General features: G+C 68.5%; 23 protein-coding genes and 1 pseudogene. 9 read left to right on the top strand and 15 right to left on the bottom strand.

The annotated features are described in order from the left end of the window. The first annotated feature begins 9 nt into the window (after positions 1 to 9). Positions 10 to 1086 (top strand): PLP-dependent cysteine synthase family protein, encoded by a 1077-nt coding sequence (locus KME78_RS08545; protein WP_219528263.1) that lies wholly within the window; start codon positions 10 to 12, stop codon positions 1084 to 1086. Continuing rightward, positions 1038 to 2309 carry an MFS transporter gene (locus KME78_RS08540; RefSeq protein ID WP_308126851.1) on the top strand — a complete coding sequence of 424 codons (1272 nt, stop codon included), beginning with the start codon at positions 1038 to 1040 and terminating at the stop codon, positions 2307 to 2309. The genes KME78_RS08545 and KME78_RS08540 overlap by 49 nt, the downstream gene beginning before the upstream one ends. Here KME78_RS08540 and KME78_RS08535 read toward each other — a convergent pair. The 3 genes from KME78_RS08535 to KME78_RS08525 all read right to left on the bottom strand — a co-directional run bounded on the left by KME78_RS08535 (position 2303) and on the right by KME78_RS08525 (position 3983). Continuing rightward, positions 2303 to 3067, bottom strand: a complete 765-nt coding sequence (locus KME78_RS08535; RefSeq protein WP_219528262.1) for a DUF899 domain-containing protein — start codon at positions 3065 to 3067, stop codon at positions 2303 to 2305. The two genes, KME78_RS08540 and KME78_RS08535, sit on opposite strands and share 7 nt — an antisense overlap. Before the next feature lie 162 nt (positions 3068 to 3229). Continuing rightward, entirely contained in the window at positions 3230 to 3562 is a 333-nt protein-coding gene (locus KME78_RS08530; RefSeq protein ID WP_219528261.1) for an ArsR/SmtB family transcription factor, read from the bottom strand. After that, positions 3549 to 3983: an SRPBCC domain-containing protein gene (locus KME78_RS08525; protein WP_219528260.1), complete on the bottom strand. Its 435-nt coding sequence runs from the start codon at positions 3981 to 3983 to the stop codon at positions 3549 to 3551. The genes KME78_RS08530 and KME78_RS08525 overlap by 14 nt, the downstream gene beginning before the upstream one ends. Positions 3984 to 4264: 281 nt before the next feature. Between KME78_RS08525 and KME78_RS08520 the strand changes: the two genes are divergently transcribed. The 3 genes from KME78_RS08520 (at position 4265) to KME78_RS08510 (ending at position 5976) form a co-directional block, all read left to right on the top strand. Beyond that, positions 4265 to 4483, top strand: coding sequence for a hypothetical protein (locus tag KME78_RS08520; protein ID WP_219528259.1), 219 nt, complete (start codon positions 4265 to 4267; stop codon positions 4481 to 4483). A 62-nt stretch (positions 4484 to 4545) separates the two neighbouring features. Further along, positions 4546 to 5268 (top strand): cysteate racemase, encoded by a 723-nt coding sequence (gene cuyB / locus KME78_RS08515; RefSeq protein ID WP_219528258.1) that lies wholly within the window; start codon positions 4546 to 4548, stop codon positions 5266 to 5268. A 21-nt stretch (positions 5269 to 5289) separates the two neighbouring features. Beyond that, on the top strand, positions 5290 to 5976 hold the full coding sequence (locus KME78_RS08510) for a GntR family transcriptional regulator (protein ID WP_219528257.1): 687 nt from the start codon (positions 5290 to 5292) through the stop codon (positions 5974 to 5976). A 22-nt stretch (positions 5977 to 5998) separates the two neighbouring features. Here KME78_RS08510 and KME78_RS08505 read toward each other — a convergent pair whose 3' ends face one another. From KME78_RS08505 to KME78_RS08475, 7 genes and pseudogenes are all read right to left on the bottom strand, one after another. Next, positions 5999 to 6214 carry a hypothetical protein gene (locus KME78_RS08505; protein ID WP_219528256.1) on the bottom strand — a complete coding sequence of 72 codons (216 nt, stop codon included), beginning with the start codon at positions 6212 to 6214 and terminating at the stop codon, positions 5999 to 6001. A gap of 16 nt (positions 6215 to 6230) precedes the next feature. Then, positions 6231 to 6638 carry a nucleoside hydrolase-like domain-containing protein gene (locus KME78_RS08500; RefSeq protein ID WP_219528255.1) on the bottom strand — a complete coding sequence of 136 codons (408 nt, stop codon included), beginning with the start codon at positions 6636 to 6638 and terminating at the stop codon, positions 6231 to 6233. A 13-nt stretch (positions 6639 to 6651) separates the two neighbouring features. Next, positions 6652 to 6759, bottom strand: a pseudogene (locus tag KME78_RS68410) (LacI family DNA-binding transcriptional regulator); the annotation flags it as partial. A 4-nt stretch (positions 6760 to 6763) separates the two neighbouring features. Next, on the bottom strand, positions 6764 to 7534 hold the full coding sequence (locus tag KME78_RS08490; protein WP_219528254.1) for an alpha/beta hydrolase family protein: 771 nt from the start codon (positions 7532 to 7534) through the stop codon (positions 6764 to 6766). A 19-nt stretch (positions 7535 to 7553) separates the two neighbouring features. Then, positions 7554 to 8381 (bottom strand): carbohydrate ABC transporter permease, encoded by an 828-nt coding sequence (locus KME78_RS08485; RefSeq protein ID WP_219528253.1) that lies wholly within the window; start codon positions 8379 to 8381, stop codon positions 7554 to 7556. Then, entirely contained in the window at positions 8378 to 9313 is a 936-nt protein-coding gene (locus tag KME78_RS08480; protein WP_219528252.1) for a carbohydrate ABC transporter permease, read from the bottom strand. The genes KME78_RS08485 and KME78_RS08480 overlap by 4 nt, the downstream gene beginning before the upstream one ends. Next, the gene (locus KME78_RS08475) at positions 9310 to 10611 is read right to left on the bottom strand and encodes an ABC transporter substrate-binding protein (RefSeq protein ID WP_219528251.1); all 1302 of its coding nucleotides are present in this window, start codon (positions 10609 to 10611) and stop codon (positions 9310 to 9312) included. Before KME78_RS08475 ends, KME78_RS08480 begins: the two co-directional genes overlap by 4 nt. Before the next feature lie 215 nt (positions 10612 to 10826). Between KME78_RS08475 and KME78_RS08470 the strand changes: the two genes are divergently transcribed. Continuing rightward, positions 10827 to 11879: a LacI family DNA-binding transcriptional regulator gene (locus KME78_RS08470; protein ID WP_219528250.1), complete on the top strand. Its 1053-nt coding sequence runs from the start codon at positions 10827 to 10829 to the stop codon at positions 11877 to 11879. Positions 11880 to 11968: 89 nt separating this feature from the next. Further along, complete coding sequence (locus KME78_RS08465) at positions 11969 to 12805, top strand: hypothetical protein (RefSeq protein WP_219528249.1); 837 nt, start codon at positions 11969 to 11971, stop codon at positions 12803 to 12805. A gap of 72 nt (positions 12806 to 12877) precedes the next feature. On the opposite strand, the gene KME78_RS08460 is transcribed toward KME78_RS08465, so the two are convergent. The 5 genes from KME78_RS08460 to KME78_RS08440 all read right to left on the bottom strand — a co-directional run bounded on the left by KME78_RS08460 (position 12878) and on the right by KME78_RS08440 (position 18063). Continuing rightward, a complete protein-coding gene (locus tag KME78_RS08460) occupies positions 12878 to 13288 on the bottom strand; it encodes a hypothetical protein (protein ID WP_219528248.1) in 411 nt (136 codons plus the stop codon). A 202-nt stretch (positions 13289 to 13490) separates the two neighbouring features. Further along, on the bottom strand, positions 13491 to 14684 hold the full coding sequence (locus tag KME78_RS08455; RefSeq protein ID WP_219528247.1) for a hypothetical protein: 1194 nt from the start codon (positions 14682 to 14684) through the stop codon (positions 13491 to 13493). Beyond that, positions 14684 to 15181 carry a sigma-70 family RNA polymerase sigma factor gene (locus tag KME78_RS08450; RefSeq protein WP_219528246.1) on the bottom strand — a complete coding sequence of 166 codons (498 nt, stop codon included), beginning with the start codon at positions 15179 to 15181 and terminating at the stop codon, positions 14684 to 14686. The genes KME78_RS08455 and KME78_RS08450 overlap by 1 nt, the downstream gene beginning before the upstream one ends. An 82-nt stretch (positions 15182 to 15263) precedes the next feature. Beyond that, entirely contained in the window at positions 15264 to 16439 is a 1176-nt protein-coding gene (locus tag KME78_RS08445) for an MFS transporter (protein ID WP_219528245.1), read from the bottom strand. A gap of 115 nt (positions 16440 to 16554) precedes the next feature. After that, positions 16555 to 18063: an MFS transporter gene (locus KME78_RS08440; RefSeq protein WP_219528244.1), complete on the bottom strand. Its 1509-nt coding sequence runs from the start codon at positions 18061 to 18063 to the stop codon at positions 16555 to 16557. A gap of 135 nt (positions 18064 to 18198) precedes the next feature. On the opposite strand from KME78_RS08440, the gene KME78_RS67070 reads away from it, so the two are divergent. Then, positions 18199 to 19176 carry an Lrp/AsnC family transcriptional regulator gene (locus KME78_RS67070; protein WP_219528243.1) on the top strand — a complete coding sequence of 326 codons (978 nt, stop codon included), beginning with the start codon at positions 18199 to 18201 and terminating at the stop codon, positions 19174 to 19176. A 244-nt stretch (positions 19177 to 19420) separates the two neighbouring features. Beyond that, positions 19421 to 20023: a superoxide dismutase gene (locus KME78_RS08430; protein ID WP_219528242.1), complete on the top strand. Its 603-nt coding sequence runs from the start codon at positions 19421 to 19423 to the stop codon at positions 20021 to 20023. The last annotated feature ends 34 nt before the right edge of the window (positions 20024 to 20057 follow it).

Raw genomic sequence — 20057 nt, 5'->3', positions numbered from 1 at the left:
AACAACCACATGCCATCAACATCCGTACGCGTTCAGCGCGCAGGCTACCCATCACTCTCCCTCGCGGTCGGGAACACCCCGCTGACGTTCATCACCGACCCCCGCGTGCCGGAAGGCGGCGGGTTCTGGGCCAAGCTGGAGGGCTTCAACCCGGGCGGGATCAAGGACCGGCCCGCCCTGCACATGGTCCGCCAGGCGCGCGCCAGAGGAGACCTCAAACCCGGCGCGACCATCATCGAGTCCACCAGCGGCACGCTCGGGCTGGGCCTGGCGCTGGCGGGCATCGTCTTCGGCCACCCGGTCGTGCTGGTGGGCGACCCGGGCATGGAGCCGCTCATGCGGCGGCTGCTCACCTCCTACGGCGTCCGCCTGGAGATCGTGGCCCAGCCGCATGCCGTCGGTGGCTGGCAGCAGGCCCGCCGGGAGTACGTACAGCGCCTGCTGACGGAGATCCCCGATTCCTACTGCCCGGACCAGTACAACAATCCCGACAACGTCGACGCCTACGCCGGGCTGGCACACGAGTTGCTGGCCCGGCTGCCCCACATCGACGTCCTGGTCTGCTCGGTCGGCACCGGCGGGCACAGCGCCGGCATCTTCAACGTGCTGCACCGCCACTTCCCCGACCTCAAGCTCGTCGGCGTCGACACGGTCGGGTCCAAGATCTTCGGCCAGCCCGGCAGGCCACGGCTGATGCGCGGGCTGGGCAGCAGCATCCATCCCCGCAACGTCGCCTACGACTCCTTCAGCGAGGTGCACTGGGTCAGCCCGGCCGAGGCGGTGTGGGCCTGCCGTACCCTCGCCGCACGGCACTACATCTCCGGCGGATGGAGCACCGGCGCGGTCACGCTGGTGGCCGGCTGGCTCGCCCGCACCACCGCCGGTCAGACCATCGTCGCCGTCTTCCCCGACGGCCCCTGGCGCTACTGGGACACCATTTACGACGACGACTACTGCCACGCTAACGCCCTGCTCGGCACCGTTCCGAACGACGAACCGGACCTGCTGGCGGCCCCCACCGACCGCGAGGTGCACCGGTGGACCCGCTGCGCCGACGTCAGCGACCCGCTGGGGAGCACGCGGTGATCGGCGCGCTGCGGCAGTTCCGCTCCTTCGACCGCCCGATCCAGCTCCTGCAGGTCAACCAGGTCGGCATCAACCTCGGCTTCTACATGCTCATGCCCTACCTCGCCCATCACCTGGCCACCGGCGCGGGGCTGGCGGCCTGGGCGATCGGGCTGATCCTGGGACTGCGGAACATGAGCCAGCAGGGCATGTTCCTGGTCGGCGGCAGCCTGGCGGACCGGCTCGGTTACAAACCGATGATCATGATGGGGTGCGCGCTGCGTACCGTCGGGTTCGCCCTGTTCGGGCTGACCACCTCGCTCCCGCTGCTGGCTCTGGCCGCGCTGCTGACCGGTTTCGCCGGGGCGCTGTTCAACCCGGCGGCGCGCGCCTACCTCGCCTGTGAGGCGGGGGAGCGCAAGGTCGAGGCGTTCGCCGTGTTCAACGTGTTCTACCAGGGCGGCATCCTGCTCGGCCCGCTCGTCGGCGTGGCCCTGCTGAGTGTCGGCTTCACCGCCGTGTGCCTGTCAGCGGCGGCGATCTTCGCGGCGCTGACGGTCCTGCAGGGGAGGTACCTGCCCAAGCGTCGCGTCATGGACAGAGATGAGCGCCAGCCCGTACTGCGTGACTGGAAGCGGGCGTTCGGCGATCGGGCCTTCCTGTCCTTCGCCACGGCGATGATCGCCTCCTACGGGCTGTCCTACCAGATGTACCTCGGAGTGCCGCTGGAGGTGCAGCGCACCGGCGGCGGCGACGGGGGAGTCACGGCGCTGTACGCGCTGTCGGCCCTGCTCGGCATCGCCGGACAGGTGCGCCTGACCGCCTGGTGCGCCGCGCGCTGGACCCGGGGCCAGGCGATCACCCGCGGGCTGGCACTGATGGGACTGGCCTTCACGCCGATGGCGGTGGCGGTCTCTCCGCCGTGGTCCATGCTGCCCGCGGTCGCCTGCTCGATCCTGCTCACCCTCGGCACCATGATCGCCTTTCCCTTCGAGATGGCGACCATCGCCGACATGGCGGGAGACCGGCTGATCGGCACCTACTACGGGGTGTACAACCTGCTGTCCGGCGTCGGCATCCTGGCCGGCAACCTGCTGGCCGGCGCCCTGGTCGACGTGGCCCGCTCGTCAGGCTGGGCGAACCTGCCCTGGCTGCTCCTGGCCGCCGCCGGCCTGGCCTCCGCGGCGGCCGTCAGCCGTCTGGAGCGCCGCAACCGGCTGACGGCCTTTTGCACGTCTCACTGACTGTCGTACTCGTCGTGGCGGCACCACCAGAAGCCGTTCTCGTTGCGGCCGAGCGGCGCGCGGTCGAGCCACTGGTACATGCCCCAGAGGCCGTCCAGCCCGCGCTCGTACGCCGAGTAGGTGTGGTACACGACGCCGTCCTCGAGCGCGAACGCGCTGACGCCGGGCCCTTCTCGCCGGTACGTCACCCAGTCCGTTCCGACGATGCTCGACGCGAACTCGTCGAGACCGGCACCCTCCTGACCGGTCGGCCGGAAGTCGCTCTTCCGGAAGTTGTACTCGACGGCTCCCGACCGCCACTCCTCCTCGGTGTGCGCCGCATGGAAGTCGTAGTTGAAGTCGCTGCCGTACGACGAGGCCCAGGGAAAGCTCCAGCCCATCCGCCGCTTGTACGCCCGCAGCTTGGCGAGCGGAGCCCGCGACACCGCGCAGAGCGTGACGTCGTGGTTGGCGAGGTGGACGACGGAGCCGTCGAAGCCGTCCGCGATCGCCGAGCAGGACGGACACCCCGCAGCGTAGTCGGGCCCGAACATGAAGTGGTAGACGAGCAACTGCGAGCGCCCTCGGAAGAGATCGGCGAGGGACGCCGGGCCCTCGTCGGTCTCGAAGTGATACTCCTTGTCGACGCGGACCCAGGGCAGCTCCTGGCGCCACCGCGCCAGCTCGTCACCGCGCCGCGTCAGGGCCTTCTCGGCTTCGAGCAGCTCCAGGCGGGCCGCGAGCCACTCTTCACGTGTTCCGGTCTTGTGATCGGTCATTGTTCTTCTCCCTACGTGAGTCCGGGAACCGACGCGGGCGATGATGATCAGGAGGCCAAGCCTGGTGATCGCCAGTGCCGAAGCCGCATCGTTTCCCGTCCTTCACTCATGACAAGCCTTTCCCCACCGTGTCGGTGGCATGCCGGCCCGTCCGGCTGCCCCTCACGACTCCAGCCGGCGTCTGAGGGCGTCGAGGCTGGAGTCCCAGTCACGGGCCAACACGGCGAGAAACTGCTGCGCGACCTGGATGGGGGCCGACTGGAGCCGGTAGCGGACACGGCGCCGCTCGCCGGGCTCGGCGATGACCAGCCCAGCCTCGGTGAGCAGGCCGAGGTGCTTGGCGATCGCCTGCCGGGTGATCGGCAGGACGGCCGCCAGATCCGTCGCCGTGGCCGGCCCGCCGGACGCGAGCGCGGCCAGGATGCTCCGCCTGCTGGGATCGGCCAGCGCGGCGAAGACCTCTTCCGCGACGGCCTCCGGGTCACGCCCGGGCATCGAGGTATTCGACGAGCTCGCCCAGCTCCTTCTGCCAGCCCTCGACGTTGCCGCCGTACGCGCCGGAGTAAAGGTCGTCGGGCAGCTGCGCGAAGCCGGTCTCGACCACGGTGAGCCGGGTCCCTTCGGCCACCGGCTCAAGGGTGAACTCGACATAGGTACGGCGCGGATCGTCGGCCGGCAGGCCATAGATGCCCCAGGTGTAGCCGAACACGCGCGGCGGCTCCAGGCGCTCGATGCGCAGGTCGGCGCGGTGGCCGCCCTCGAAGGTCAGCTGGGCGAGGCCGCCGACGCGCAGGTCGACGGTCGCCTTGTGGCCGAACCACGTGCCCAATCCCTCAGCCGTCGTGATCGCTTCCCACACCGTCGCCGGCGGTTGGGCGACGCTGATGCTGCGCTCGATCCGATCGGGAAAACCCATGACGCACCTCCATCTATGGCAACCATTCGGTTGCTATAAATCTATGGCAACCATCTGGTTGCGTCAAGTCGGTCGGTGCGCGCGTCGCGGGTGCGGGCCGCTCGGCCTGGGCGGTCTCGGAGATCGACCGTGGAGGCCCAGTGGACCGCCCGCGAGCGCAGCCGGGAACGGTTCACCTGCGAGCAGCCGCCGTACAGCATGCTCATGCGCGTGATGACAGCACGGAGCGGCCGCCCTCGGCGGTGCCCGCTGTCCACACGTTGGCCGGTGAGGAGGCCTCGATGCGGGAGAGTTCGCGGAGCGGGAATCCTTGGGGGCCGGACGGGGCCGGGCGCATCTCGGTCCAGACCTGGCCGTTCCACCTCATGCTCAGGGGAGCGGTGAAGGACGAGCCGGTACGCGGATCCCGCCGCTTGGTGCTGCGCGCGCCCGCGGCCCATGCGTCGCTCGGTCCAGTGGCGGCGAGGTCGTTGACGGCGGTGCCTGGGCCGGAGCGGTAGCCGCTGTGTCAAGGAATGACCCACTCCCAGAATGCAATATATTGCATATAGGAAGGAGTGTCATGGATACCAGCCCAACTACGGAGATCATCGGCATCCTGGGCGGCATGGGCCCGGCAGCCACCGCCGACTTCTACGCCAAACTGGTGTCGATGACACCGGGCTCCAGCGACCAGGACCACCTCCGGACGGTCATCTGGTCCGACCCCACCATCCCCGACCGCACCGAGGCCCTGCTGGGCGACGGCCCCGATCCCACGCCCTGGCTCCTCGACGGCAGCCGCGTCCTGCGCGAGGCCGGCGCCACCCTCATCGCCATCCCCTGCAACACCGCCCACGCCTTCGTCCCGCGCATCGCCGACCACGTCGGCCTGCCCATCGTCCACATGATCGGCGAAGTCGCCCGGCATCTCACCACGCTCAGCCCCCGCATCCACACCGCCGGGCTGCTCGCCACCACCGGCACCGTACGCGTCGGCCTGTACCAGGAGTGGCTGGACCGCTTCGGCATCGGCCTCGTCCTGCCCGACGCCGCCAGCCAGGATCACGAGGTCATGACCGCCATCCGCGCGGTGAAGGCCGGCGCGCGTGACGTCACGGTCACCGAGCCGCTGGCGCGGGCCGCGCGCAGGCTCACGGCTCAGGGTGCACAGGTGATCATCGCGGGCTGCACGGAGATCCCCCTCGGGCTATGCGCCGAAGCGGTCGATGTCCCCCTCGTCGACCCGGCGCTCGTCCTGGCTCAGGCCCTGGTCCGCCGGGCCGGAACCAAGCCTGCACAGTAAGTGCGATGTACTGTATGCAATATGTCGCTCGACATCCCCGTCTCCCGCCGCCTCCTCAGTGAGGAGGTCTTCCACCGCCTGCGCGACTCCATCGTGCGCGGCGAACTCGTTCCCGGGGAGAAGGTCAAGGACGGTGAGCTCGCTGAGCGCCTCGGCCTCAGCCGCACCCCGGTGCGCGAGGCGCTCGCCCGGCTCTCCGACATCGGCCTGGTCGAAGCCAAGCCCGGCGTCTACACGCGCATCACGACTCTCAACCGCCGCGACGTTGAAAAGACCCTTGCCGTCCTGCGCTCCCTCGACCAACTCGCCATCGAGACGGCCGTTCCTGTCATGACCGAGCAGGACCTGCGCCGCATGCGAGCGGCCAACCGCGACTTCGAACGGGCCGTCGCCGCCGACGACACCACCGCCGCGCTCGCCGCCGACGACGCCTTCCACGCCGTCCCCATCACGGCCGCCGACAACCCGGTCCTCAGCCGGATCGTCGAACAGCTCCACCCCCAGATCCACCGCATCCTCTACCGCAAGTTCTCCACCCTGTTGGGCGGCCGCAACACCATCGAACACCACGACGAACTCGTCGACGTCTGCGCCGGCGGCGACGCCCGCGCCGCCGCGGAACTCTCCGGACAGCACTGGTCCGAACTCGGCGGCCACATCAACCAGCTCTTCGAGACCAACCAGTTCACGGAACCCGCGATCGCCTGAGGGCCTTCATGTCCCGCCAGATTCAGCCCTTCACGGTGAACACCACACATTGGTACGACGTGAGTGCTGGCGAGCCGTTGTCCGTTGTCTGCAGGATCAGGTGAATCGTCTGGCCGGGCACCGCGTCCTGGGGCACGCGGAAGGTCGCGATGCGGTGGCGCGCTTGCGAGGTCTGGGTGAGCGCGACGGTGCCGGGGTAGGTGTCGGCATCGCCGTACTGCCACCAGGTGCTGGTCAACCGGTCGCCGTCCGGGTCACGGGTGAGGCCGTGGAGAACGACCGGCTGGCCGCGGGCGGCTCGCGGCATAGGTCGCGGACGACTGGCCGCTCGGGTTGGTGTCGGGCCCGTTGCGTCCGCCCCAGCCGCCGTAACTCGGATCGAGGTATCCGCGCAGACCGTTGTCGAGCAGGTTCATGAAGATCGAGGTGTCACCCTCGGAGATCCACGAGCCTTTCTCCTGAGGAGCCGTCCAGACCACGTAGCCCATGCCCTTGAGTTGTTCGGTGGTCAGGCCGGAAAAGCCGAAGTAGTCGAAGATGTCATGGGGCACCATCTGCTTTCCATCGCCCCAGACCCGATAGAACTCGCCGAACAGGCCGACGCCGGACACGTTGGCCTTCGTCCACTCGGCGGACAGGTACCTGGCGTCCTGCGGGAGCACCGAGCTCCGGGCACCGTACAGAGGGATGATCGTTCAGCACGCGAGACACCGTTACGTGCGACACGCCGGCCTCGCGTGCCACATCCGCCGCGCGTTCCCGCCAGAGCGGCGCTGGGGCCACGGACTCATCGCGACAGGTGCTTTCGGAGGAAGTTCAGGGTGGACCGATGTAGCCGGGTGCGGTGCGGGACCGTGGCCCAGGCGTGGTCGGCGCCCGGGACCACTTCCAGTTCCGCGTTGCCGTTGTAGTGGTCGAGGTAGCGGCGTGCGTAGGAGAGCGGGGCGATGTCGTCCTTGTCGCCATGGATGATGTGGACCGGGCCGGTGTAGGGGCGGGCGCGGCCGTACACGTCGAGGTGGGTGATGTCCTCGACGAGCGCCGGGCTCATGCGATGGCTGTCGGCGTCGAAGTACCCCTGCTCCGCGATTTCGGCGGCGATATCGCGTCCTTTGAGAAAGCCGCCGCCGACTTCGAAAGGCGCGACGGCGGCGGGCGACCACAGGCACAGCGCCCGGATGCCGGGCTCCTCGGCTGCCACGATGCTCGCGACGACGCCGCCCATGCTCATCCCGATCAGGCCGATCCGATCGGGGTCGGCGAAGTCGAGCGTCCGTACGTCCTGGATGACCGAACGCACCTCGGCTATCTCGCCGGTGATGGTGACGTCGAAGAAGTCGCCGTCGCTTTCTCCATGGCCCGAGAGATCGACCCGTACGGACGCGATGCCCGCCCCCTCAAGCAGCCGGGAGATGTGGACGAAGGACGCGGCCTCCAGCCGATTGGCGCTGAAGCCGTGCACCAGCACCACGGTCGGCTGGCGCGTGGACCCCTGGGGGAGGTGCACGGTGGAGCGCAGGGTCAGTCCCTGGTGATGGAAGTCGTGGTTGAGGATCAAGACCAGGAGCTCCTTCGGATCAGCCCTTGACGGCGCCGGCGGTCATCCCGGCGACGATCTTGCGGTTGAAGAAGACGAAGGCCAGCAGCGGTGGGATCGTGATCAGCACGATGTCCATGAACAGCAGGTTCCACTGCGTGCTGTACTGGCTCTGGAAGTTGTAGAGGGTGACCTGCACGGTGGCGTTCTCGTCGCCCGGCGTGAAGTACAGCGGGTTGACGAAGTCGTTGAAGACGGCCACCGAGCCGGTGAGGATCACCGTTATGGTGACCGGCCGCAGCAACGGGAAGATCACCCGGAAGAACAGGGCGAGCCCGGTGCAGCCGTCGATCATGGCGGCCTCGTCCAGTTCGCGCGGGATAGCCGCGATGAACGCGCGAAACAGCAGCACCGCGTACGGCAGCCCGAACGCGACCTCCACCAGGACCAGCCCCGGCAGGGTCTTGAACAGGCCGAGCGCCTGCAGCAGCCAGATGGTGGGCACGATCGCGGGCGGGATGATCAGCCCGGACAGCACCAGGGAGCCGGCCACCGAGCCGAGCTTGCCGGAGCGGCGCTGCAGCACGAAGCCGGCCATCGCCGCGAAGATCACAATGAACGCGACCGAGGCGACCGTCAGGATGGTGCTGTTGACGTAGGCGCGCAGCAGCACGTAGTCGCGCGCCTCGATGACCGCCGTCAGATTCTGCACGATCCGCCAGTCGGCCGGCCAGGAGAAGTCGAGGTCGGCGGCCTGTGCCTGGTCCTTCACGGCGGTGAGCAGCATGAGCGTGAACGGGATCAGGAAGATCACGGTGGCCAGGACCAGCGCGATCGCTTCCGCGCTGAGCCTTTTGACTGCTCTCATAGGGCGACCTGCCTTCTGCTCAGGAAGTGGTTGAGCGGGAGTACGAGGGCGGTCACGAGAACGAACAGGATGACGTTGCCCGCGGTGGACAGGCCGAAGAAGCCGGCCTGGTACTGCTTGTAGATGATCGAGGCGACGGTGTCGCTGGTGAATCCGGGCCCGCCGCGGGTCATCGTCCAGATCAGGTCGAACGAGCGCAGCCCGCCGATGAACGACAGGATGATCACCGAGAAGGTAGCCGGCCGGCTCAGCGGCAGCGTGACGTGCCGGAAGCGATGCCAGGCGCCACCACCGTCCACAGCCACCGCCTGGTAGTAGTCACGCGGGATGGACAGGATGCCGGCGATGTAGATCACGGTGGCCAGGCCGACGCCCTTCCACACGTCCACCAGCGCGACCGACAGCAGCGCGGTGTTCGCATCGCCCAGCCAGTCGGGGCCCTCGACGCCGATCAGGGCGAGGGTCCGGTTCACCAGCCCGGTGTCTGGCTTGAGCAGCACGCTGAAGGTGATGCCGACCGCCACCGTGGAGACCAGCACCGGGAAGAACACCACCGAACGCAGGAAGCCGCGCGTCCGCAGCCTGCTGGTCAGCACCACGCCCAGCAGCAGCCCGAGCACCACCTTCAGCCCGCTCGTCAGCACCGCGTAGATGACGGTGTTGGCGAAGCCGATGCGCAGGTTCTGCTCGGCGAAGAAGTCCCGGAAGTTCTGCAGCCCCACGAAGGTGCTGTCGAACAGCGTCCAGCGGGTCAGCGCGAAGTAGAACGCCATCACCGTCGGCACCAGGAAGATCACCAGGTAGACGACGGCGGCCGGCAGGTACAGCCAGTACGGGTAGGCCGAGCGCTGCCGGTTGTGGGAGGCGCGGGCATGGCGCTGGTCGGGTACTCCGTCGGACCCCGCGCGGGGTCCGACGGCCTGCTTGGTCACCACCCCGTGAGGCCCAACTGCTTGGCCTGCTTCTCCACGTCCTTGTCGTACTGGGCGGCGCCCTCGGCCGGCGAGGTCAGCCCGGAGCCGACCGCGACGGTGATCTGCTCCAGCGACGGGCCTTTCACCGGGGACAGGAACTCCAGCGCGGGCGCGGTGGCGCCCTTGTCGATGTACGCCTGCACGTCCTTGGCCACCTGCAGGGCGTTGTCCGGCAGCTTGGCGCCCTTGACCCGGTACGGCCCCGTCGGCTGCACCACTGTGTTGATCGCGTCGGCGGCGGCCGGCGAGGCGACGAAGGCCACGAACTTCTTGGCCGCGTCCAGATGCTTGGTCGTCTTGGGGACGTAGATCGCGGGTGGCTCCCAGACGCTGGCGCCGTTCTTGGCGGCGTCGGTGCCCGGGACGCCGAAGAAGCCGATGTCGGTGGCCGCCTGTGGGCTTGTCGCCAGTACGGGCGGCAAGATCGCGGTGAGCATCGGGTAGTGCGCGCCTTTGCCGTCGGCGAGCAACTTCAGCCCTTGATCGAGGGTCGCCGAGCCGAAACCTTTGTTGAGGTAGCCCTTGGCGTGCACTTCGGCCAGATGCTGGAAGCCTGCCTGCGCTGCCGGGGTGGTGGCGAACTTGGCCTTGCCCGCGGTGTAGTCCTGCGCGAAGGCCGGCACGGCGGCCTGGACGTTGTAGTAGTCGGCCAGCACGAACAGCTGCGAGGTCCAGGTGTCCTTGAACGTCGAGATCACCGGCGTGATCCCGGCCGCCTTGATCTTCTCGTTGTTGGCCATGAACTCGTCCCAGGTCTTGGGCACCTGCAGCTTCAGCTGCTCGTAGACCTTGCGGTTGTAGAGGATGCCGCCGCCGGACGCGGCGCTGGCCGGGACGCCGTACACGTGGTCGCCCTGGGTCACCACCGGCAGGTAGTCCGGCTGGACGTTGGCCAGCACGGGGTCGCCGGTGAGGTCGACGAGGGTCTGGGCCGGATTGAGCGCCTGCAGCAGTGACCCGGAGTTGTACCAGAACACATCCGTCATCTCGCCGGTCGAGAGCCTGGTCTTGACGATGTTGTCGCCCTCGCTGCCGCCGGGCTGCGTCTCGATCGCGATCTTGATCTTGGGGTTGGCCCGCATGAAGGCGTCGGCGAGAGCCTTCGTGGTGTCCACGGTCGACTGGTCGCTGCCCGTCATGAAGGACAGGGTGACGCTGCCGTCGGCGGCTGGCTGCGAGCCGGAGCCGCAGGAGGTCAGGGCCGCTGTCGTGAGTACGGCCAAGGCCGCCGCCCACGTGCGGTGAGAGGTCTGCACAACACCCTCCAGATTCGTTGAATCGTTTTAACGGCCCCCGATGCGACTTAACGTAAGCGTTACGTCGCCGAAGCGTCAAGGCTCGTTTTGGGTAACGTTTTCCACGTGTTTCCCTGCTCGAAGCTGTGGATCTCTCTGGTCGAAATAGATAACGTTTCCCAAGTGACCAGTGCCGGAGCCCGTACAATCGGATCCCGCCTTGTGAAGGGAGCTCGATGGTCACGCCCAATCGACGGCGACGGGTGACGATCGCCGACGTGGCCAGTCACGCCCAGGTCTCCATCACCGCGGTGTCCAAGGTGATACGCAACGCCTACGGCGTGAGCCCGGCCATGAAAGACCGGGTCAAGACGGCCATCGAGGAGTTGGGCTATCGCCCGCAGGCGGCGGCGCGGGCGATGCGCGGGCGCACCTTCACGATCGGCGTGGTGCTGCCGCACATCAGAAACCCGTTCTTCGCCGACATCCTCGACGGGCTCACCGAGCAACTGGAGGGGACCGACTACCAGGCGATCATGATCCAGGGAGGCGTCACCCGTCAGGCCGAGAAGCGAGCGGTCGACGCACTGATGGATCGGCAGGTCGACGGCATCCTCATGGTCGGCCCCCTCGCCGCCAAGACACGACTGGAGGAGGTGGGGCGGGACATGCCCACCGTGGTGCTCGGACGTCACGAGCGCTCAGCCGTCTACGACTCGGTGGTCGACGATGACGACGCCGGCTCCGAACTCGTGGTCAAGCACCTGATCTCGCTCGGACACCGGCGGATCGTGCACATCACGCACCAGGACAACAGCAGCGCGCGGCCTGCCGACCTGTTGCACATCATCCGGGCCGAAGCCTACAAACGGGTCATGCACGAGCACGGTCTTCAGGACGAGATAGCCATCGCGAAGGCCTACTACAACGAGGAAGGCGGCTATCAGGGCGCCCGCGAGCTGCTGGGCCGTTCGCCTCGCCCGACGGCGATCTTCGCGGGAGCCGACCAGGCGGCCTTCGGCGCGCTCGCCGCAGTGCACGAGGCCGGCCTGTCGGTCCCGGCGGACATCTCGGTCGCCGGCTATGACAACACCAAGCTGGCCGACCTGCCCAACATCTCGCTGACCAGCGTCGACCAGGACGGCGCCGTCATGGGCAGCACCGCCGCACGGCTCCTGCTCGAACGCGTCGAAGGCCGTACGTCGGCGGTGCGCTTCTCCGTGAACCCACGGCTGGTCATCCGCCACTCCACCGCTCCTCCAGACGGCTCACCGCAGACCACGACATGACGGATATATCGGCTTTCGTGAGTTGGCTTGACTGTTGATCACAGGTGCACGAGATTGTTCGCGTCTTTCCGGACCATCCAAGGAATCCAATGAAGCGAACCATCGTCGGCTTCGCCGTGGTCGCGGGCCTGATGCAGCTCACCGCCGCCCCGGCGCAGGCAGCACCCAGGGTCGACCCGATCAAGGCGCTCAAGGCCGAGCTGACGCGCGGCAAGGCCGTCAACGTCGTGTCCACCGTGAAGGTGAACTACGGTCGCGGCCTGTCCATCAGCGTCGACATGGACGGCACGATCGGGTTCGGCCCCCAGGGCGAGATCGCCTCCGACCTGTCCCAGACCATGCAGTACAGCAAGAAACTGATGAGCATCGCGAAAGAGGACGGTACGGAGGACGACGCCGTCCTGTGGCAGACGCCCCTCAGAATGATCTCTTCGGGCTACGACGACTACGTCTCAGGCCCCCTGGTGGATGAGGCGTTGCCCCAGGGGACGAGCTGGGTGCGTTACCGGAATACGGATCTGCCGGCCAGCGACCTGGTGCTCGAGGTCCTGGAGCCCGCCACGCTCAAGGCCCTCCTGGCCCACCGCACGTACTGGCGGGACGGGGTGCTGAAAGGGACGATCAAGACCGACAAGCTGGCCAAGGTGTCCCCCTCCTTCGTCTCGCACTTCGGATCTCGCTCGAAGAGCGGGCGCGTCGGCAAGGTCTCCTACACCATCCGGCTGAGCTCGACCGGCCTGGTGGAGCGGCTGTCGGCCACCGCCGTCCTGCCCTTCTACGACGGCTCCCTGCGGATCGAGTCGGACACCCGCTACTCCGCGTGGGGGCGTCAGGTGACCGTACTCCTGCCCCTGAACGGCGATGTGATCGACAGACAGGAGCTCGGGGAGAAGCTGCCGGACCAGGTGCCCGGCATCTGGCGCTGACCGGTTTCCCGCGCACCGAAAGAATCGTCGCCCAGGCGGTGGACCGCCTGGGCGAACTGCGGACGGTTCCGGTCAGGGGATGATGACGTGGAAGCCGGTGTCGCGGGCGCCGGCGGCGGTACCGGTGCCGACGAACACGTCGCGGGAGTCCCCGCAGGGGACACTGCCGTCAGGGCGGACGAAGATACTGGAGTCCCAGGGCGCGCCCGTCCACTGGCTGGTGGCGACCGGGACGGTGTTCATGGCGTTGATATCGGCGTCGAGCCGGATGCAGTACTGGCCGACGGCGATCCTGCGGACGGCGGTGACACCCTTGGAGCGGACGACGGAGCCGTTGGCGTTGACGACGGCGGCTGCGCGGACACCCGGGCCGGAAGCGCCGCCGAGGTCGGCCAGCGCCGGGAGGGCGAAGGCGCCGAGCGCGCCGGCGCAGGTGGTCAGGGTCACGGCCATGGCCATGGTGGTCTTCTTGACGCGAGGCATGCTGGCTCTCTTTCGAGCAAGGGACTGTACGGGACAGGCTTCTCATCGGGCCGGGCGATGAGCTGCCGACCGTTCCGAAGCCAGCACTCACTGTAGTTTTTCGGTCGCAATAAGTGGCTGCGGCGACACGGTAAAGATCAAGTCTTCTGGCATTCTCGCCGATGGAACCACGCGGGGATCGGCTGGATCCCGGGCCGCCTGATCAGCCAGGCACAGCTGCCAGATTGAGCACCACCAGTTCGGGGGCCTTTCCCTGTCGGCAGGGGTTCGCGCAGGGCGGCGCGTCCCAGCTGATCACCAGGCTGGATGAGAAACCCATACTTATCGTCACCACACCTTCCGCGGCCTTCGGCCCGATCTCGGCGCCCTGCCCGGTCGTGAGGTCGTACACGTCCAGGCCGGTGGTGTTCACGAACCGATCCCTTCGGATCTGCGAGAACATCGCGTTGAGGGCGCCGCGCAAGGGCTGCGGGCGGCCGCCGTCGCGGCGCCATGCCATCGCGTGCTCGCCCTGCATGCCCACGCACCAGGTCGGGGCGCAGCGCATTTGCTTGACTCCCTGCGGCGCGCGCAGAGGGGTGCGCTTGCCGGTCTCCAGGTTGACCAGCACGCGCTGGTTCGCCTGGCGATCGACGGCCTGCCCTGTGTCGTCCGCCCAGGGCCAGGACACCAGGTGCAGGCCATCGGTGCCGGGCATGGCCCGCGCCGGGCCGCCGCTGATCGGGACCGAGTACAGCCCGCCCTTCTTGACCGACCAGACGACGCGGTCACCCGAGACCCCGATGCGGTCGATCGACGTCGGTGGCACGCTGATCCGGGCCACTTTGGCCGCCGTTCCGCCCGTGCGGGGCAGCACCCACAGATCGACAGCGTCATGCGCGTTCAGAGCCGTGGCCCACCAAAGGATGTACGTGGGACCGAGCTCGATGCCCTGCGGAAAGGAGTAGGCCCGCACATCAGGAATCTTGCCCAGGACCGTGGCCTTTCGACGCGCTGTGTCGTACACCTCCAGCCTGAGCCCTTCCAGGGGGGACTTGTCCGCCCGAAGTAACAGCTCGGTGGCGCTCATCGCGGTGACGGGCCGGTACGTCGAGCCGTCCGCCGCCTTGGCGGGGATGGTGGTGACAGCGGACGGCCAGACCTCGGCGGCGGGCCGGAGCGCATCGGTGCGCGTGGGTGAAGGGCTGGTGGCCACGTCCTGCCGGCCCGGCGCGGTCAGCGACCCGGTCGCCAGCACCAGCGCGGTGGCGGCCGCGGCGCCGACCGGCATCAGGATCGCCAGCGCCCGGCGGCGGTGGCGCAGCCTGCGTCCCGCCTGGATGGCTACCTTCACGTCCACCCGTGAGGGTGGCTGCTCCTCCGGCACCAGCGTGTCGAACAGTGGCTTGAGCTCCATCAGCGATCCTCCTTGGTTGCCACCACGTCCAGCAGCACGCGCAGGGCGGCCAGTCCGCGGGCGGTCTGGGTCTTGACGGTTCCGGTGGAGCAGCCGAGCACCGCGGCGGTCTGCTCCACGCTCAGATCGCAGTGGAAGCGCAGCACCAAGGTGGCCCGCTGCCGCGGTGACACCCGGTCCAGCGCGCGGTGCAGATCCATGGCGAGGTCCGCGTCCTCCGCGCGGGCCGCTGCCTCGGGCGGGGCCGCGCTCAGCCTGGTACGGGAGAACCAGCCGGCCCGCTGCTCCTTCAGGAAGATCCGGACCAGGATCACCCGTACGTACGCGTCCAGGTCGGCGGCCTCGCGGGCGTGGCGCCACTTGACGTACAGCCGCGTGATCGTCGTCTGCACCAGGTCGTCGGCCCGATGCCAGTCCCAGCACAGCGCGTACGCGATCCGGCGTAACCAGAGCAGGCGTCCGCTGACGTACGCGGTGTACTCCTCGTCGGTGTTCACGCCTGGTGGATGCCTCCGGTGGCCGGCCAGGTTGACGGCTGGGCCGAATCTATTTCACCGTCATCAGAAGACGAGCTGTCTGTCAGCGGGGCTTGGTGAGCGACCACAAGGATGCCGCCATGAGGAGAGCGGTCAGCCCGCCGCAGATCATCACGGTGGAGACCGTGAAGGCGTCGACGCCGCCGCCGCCGACGAGCGCGCCGAGGGCGAAGGTCGCCTGGAACGAGGAGGTGAAGAGGATCGTGGCGCCTTCCGGCGCTTGGGGAGCGGAGTTGAGGAACCACGCTTGGGAACAGAGGGGCACGCCCCCATAGGCCAGACCCCACAGCACCAGCAGCACGACAGCGCCGACGGCTGTGGTGCCGACCACGGGCAGCATCAGGGTGGTGAGCGCGATCAAGCAGCCGGTGGCCACAAAAGCGCCGCGCAGGCTCATGGCGATGGCTTTGCCCGCCAGGAAGTTGCCGGCGATTCCGGCGACGCCGTACGCCAGGAGCGCCGCGCTGATGGCCGTGGGGGACAGGTGGGTGATGTGCTGGAGGAAGGGCGTGATGTAGGTGTAGGTGCCGAAGTGCGCAAGGACGATGAGGAACGTGGCCAGCAAGGCGATCTTCGTACCTCGTTCGCGCAGCAGGTCGAGCAGGACGCGGGGGCTGGTGACCTGGTGGGCGGGCAGCGGTGGCAGCAGCGCCAGCAGGGCGATCAGGACGAGGATCGCCAGCGCGGCCAGGGTGAGGAAGGCGGTTCGCCAGCCGGCGAGGTGGCCGATGAAGGTTCCGGCCGGCACACCGAGTACGGAGCCCAGCGGCACGGCGGAGAAGATCAGGGCGGTGGCGGTGCCGACTGACGGCGGCGGCACCAGGCGGGCGGCCAGCCCGGCCCCGATCGACCAGAAGCCGCCGATGGTGAGGCCGACGAGCGCCCTGGAGATCAGCATGATCCAGTAGGAGCCGGCCACGGCCGCCAGCACGTCGGCTGTGGCGAGTACCGCCATGAGAACACACAGCATGACCCGCCGGTCCAGACGGGCGGTGGCCAGCGTGACGGCGGGCGCGGCTATCGCGGCGACGATGCCGGGCAGGGTCATGGTCAGCCCGGCGATGCCGTCGGAGAGGCCGAAGTCGGCGCCGATGGTGGTCAACAGGCCGATGGGCAGGATCTCACTGGTGACGATCGCGAAAATGCCCAGGGTGAGCGAGGTGACCGCCAGCCAGTCGACGAGTGGTGAGCGTGGTCGGATGGATGTGATCGTGGACATGGTTCCCGTTCAGGCTGGAGTGCGTGGAGTAGGGCAACCAGCCAAGCAGTGACCAAGCTGCAGGCACCGGCATGTTTCGGACCACACCATCGCTGGGCGACGTGCGCGGGCGCTCTCAGCGGGCGACCGGATCGGCGGTGATCGTCGTACGGTGGTCATCCGGCGCGGCCCTGCGGACCAGGAGCAGGACAACGGCCGCGGTGATCAGCGCGCCGACTCCGCTGAGCAGGAAGATCTGGTCGAGGCCGGAGACGAAGGCGGATCGCGCGGTACGGCCGGCCGCGTCGGTCAGGCCGGCCAGGACGGTGTCCGCCTGGCCACCGATGACCGCGGCGGTCGCCGAGTCCAGATCGGGGAAGTAACCGCTGTCGGCCAGCACCGGCCGGACCGCACCGGCCATCGCGGTGGTCATGATCGGGATGCCCAGCGCGAAGCCGAGCTGGCGCAGGGTGTTCACCGCGGCGCCCGCCATGCCGGCCTTGCCGGGCGGGACGGCAGCGGCCGCGGCGGCGGCCAGTGTCGGCGAGGAGATTCCGACCCCGGCCCCGGTCACGAGCAGTCCGGGCAGCAGCGCCGTCCACTCCGAATCGCCGGACACGAGCATGTCCAACAGCCCACCGGCGCCGATGAGCAGCAACCCGATCCCGATGGGCCACTGAGGGGCGACGCCGCTCATGAATCGCCCGGCGAAGCCGGACACCACGAACGCCATGGCGCCCAGAGGCGTCAGCACCAGCCCGGCCGCGACCGGGTCGAAGCGCAGCACCGACTGCGCCCAGATCGACACGAAGACGAGATTGGCGAACGCGGACGCGCTGAGGATCAACGCGCCCAGCATGAGAGCGGCGAACGACGGGGTACGGACCAGCGCCAGGTCCAGCATGGGATCGCGCCGGCGCCGCTCGACGAGCACGAACGCCACCAGCGCGGCGGCGGTCGCCGCGAAGAGCGCGACGGGGACCGGGGCCGTCCAGCCGTCGTCGCCGACCCGGATCAGCCCGAAGATCAACAGCGTGGCGGCGAGGGTGAACGTGATGGTGCCGGGGACGTCGACGCGTCCGCCGGCCGGGTTCTTCGACTCGGCCACATGACGCCGGGCGATCACCCAGGCGAGCGCCGCGATGGGCAGATTGACCAGGAAGATGGACCGCCACCCGATGTGCTGGGTGAGCAGCCCGCCCAGGATCGGCCCGGCGGCGGCCGAGATGCCGTTGACCGCTCCCCAGATGCCGAACGCCACGCTTCTGTCCCGGCCGCTGTAGGTTCCGGCGAGCAGCGCGATGTTGGTCGAGAGCATCGCGGCGGCGCCGAGCCCCTGAACGCCGCGGGCGGCGACGAGGAGACCGCTGGTGGGCGCCAGGCCGCAGGCGAGCGACGCCCCGGCGAAGACGACCAGGCCGACGAGGTAGACCCGGCGCCTGCCGACGAGGTCGGAGGCGGACCCGGCCGCCATCAGCAGGGCCGCCAGCACCAGAACGTACAGATCGACCGTCCACTGCAGGGCCGAAAGCGATGAGTGCAAGCTGGTCGTCATGGCCGGTACGGCCACGCTGACGATGGTGATGTCGACCAGCAACATGAGCGTGGCCAGACAGACGGTCAGGAGAGGAAACCATTTCCGCATCGATAGCTCCGAATGATGGAAGACAAGTCCCGGAACGGTTCGCGGGCTGTGCGGACGAGGCTTCCCGATGCCGATCGCCATCGACGCAGAATCCGCGGTATGCGGCGTTTTCTGACAGGCGGCTAGCATTCCGTGGTGGATCCACTCACCCTTGACGATCTCGACCGGCAGCTGGTGCACGCTCTGCAGATCGACGGCCGCGCCCCGTTCAGCCGGATCGCCGCCGTGCTGGGCACATCCGATCGAACCCTCGCCCGCCGTTATCGCCGGCTTCGGTCAGCGGGGCTGCTCCGTGTGGTCGGTCTGCCGCATGTTCGGCCGTTGGGGCATGTCGACTGGTTCGTACGCATCCGGTGCACGCCCGATGCCGTCACCACGGTCGCGGCGGCGCTGGCCCGCCGCGAGGACACCTCCTGGGTCACGCTCACCTCCGGCGCCACCGAGGTCACCTGCATCATCCGCGCCCACATCCGGTCCGATCAGGACAACGTGCTGTTGCCGAAGCTGCCACGTACGGCCCGGATCACCTCGGTCACCGCGCACTGCCTGCTGCGCGCGGTCGCCGGCACGAACGGCTGGCCAGGCCGTACCAGCGCCCTGAACCCCCAGCAGATCGAGACCCTCAGCCCTCGGCCACCCGCTCTGAACGGCCACATGGAGCTGACCGAGGCCGACCAGCGGCTCCTGCCCGTGCTGGCCGCGGACGGGCGCGCCGGCTACCCGAGCCTGGCCGCCGCGACCGGATGGTCCGAGTCCACCGTCCGCCGCCGCCTGGACGAACTGCGCCGCAACGACGTGCTCTACTTCGAGGTCGAGATCGACCCCATGCTGTTCGGGTACGCCACCGAGGCCGTGCTGTGGCTGACCGTCGCCCCGTCCGCGCTGACCGGGGTGGCCCAGGCGCTGGCCGGCCACCCCGAGATCGCCTTCGCCGCGGCCACCACCGGCGATCCCAACATGATCGCCTTCACGGTGTGCGCCGACCCCGGTGCCCTGTACGACTACCTCGCCACCCGGATCGGCGCCCTGTCCGGAGTGCTGAAGGTGGAGACCGCCCTGATCGCCCGCCACGTCAAACGCGCCGGCGCCCGCCTGCTGCCGATGTCCCGCTGACCGCCGCTCGCGGCCATCGTTTCGTTCGTCCGCGACCGCTGCGGCTCGCCGAGTTTCGCGTCGCGTCGCCGGCCGAGGCATCCCTCCAGATCGAGCTCACCTCGGGCTTCCCGCTCAACCCGAGCGGTCCACTGCTGCGCGACCACTGCCCCGACTGCCGTCAGTGCTTCCGATCCGATTAATTGCCTGATAATAGTTGTTGCATAACTCTTGCAACTACTAATCAATCGCATGGGAGATAGTGATGGGCCAGTACGCCCTTCCGGACATGCCGTACGACTACGCGGCGCTGGAGCCGGCCATCACCGGGGAGATCCTGGAGCTGCACCACGCCAAGCACCACGCCGCTTACGTCAAGGGTGCCAACGACACCCTGGAGAAGCTGGCCGATGCCCGCGACAAGGGCGAGTTCGGCGGCCTCGTCGGGCTGGAGAAGACGTTCGCCTTCAACCTGTCCGGCCACGTGCTGCACACGATCTTCTGGCAGAACCTGTCCCCGGACGGCGGTGACCGCCCCGACGGCGAGCTGGGTGAGGCGATCAACGAGCACTTCGGCTCCTTCGACGCCTTCGCCAAACAGCTCACCACGGCCACCGCGACCGTGCAGGGGTCGGGCTGGGGCGTGCTGGCATGGGAGCCGCTGGGCCGCCGCCTGGTGATCGAGCAGATCTACGACCACCACGGCAACGTCGGCATGAACACCACTCCGCTGCTCGTCTTCGATGCCTGGGAGCACGCCTACTATCTGCAGTACCGCAACGTCCGGCCCGACTACGTCGAGAAGCTCTGGGGCCTGATCAACTGGAACGACGTCATCGCCCGCTTCGAAGCGGCCAAGGGCGTCTGACCCCTCATGACCGCGGTGCCCGTCCACCAGCCCA

The sequence above is a fragment of the Nonomuraea guangzhouensis genome (assembly GCF_019396345.1).
GTDB lineage: Bacteria > Actinomycetota > Actinomycetes > Streptosporangiales > Streptosporangiaceae > Nonomuraea > Nonomuraea guangzhouensis.
The sequence above is the reverse complement of the archived record's forward strand: the minus strand, read 5'-3'. Positions and strand labels throughout refer to the sequence as shown.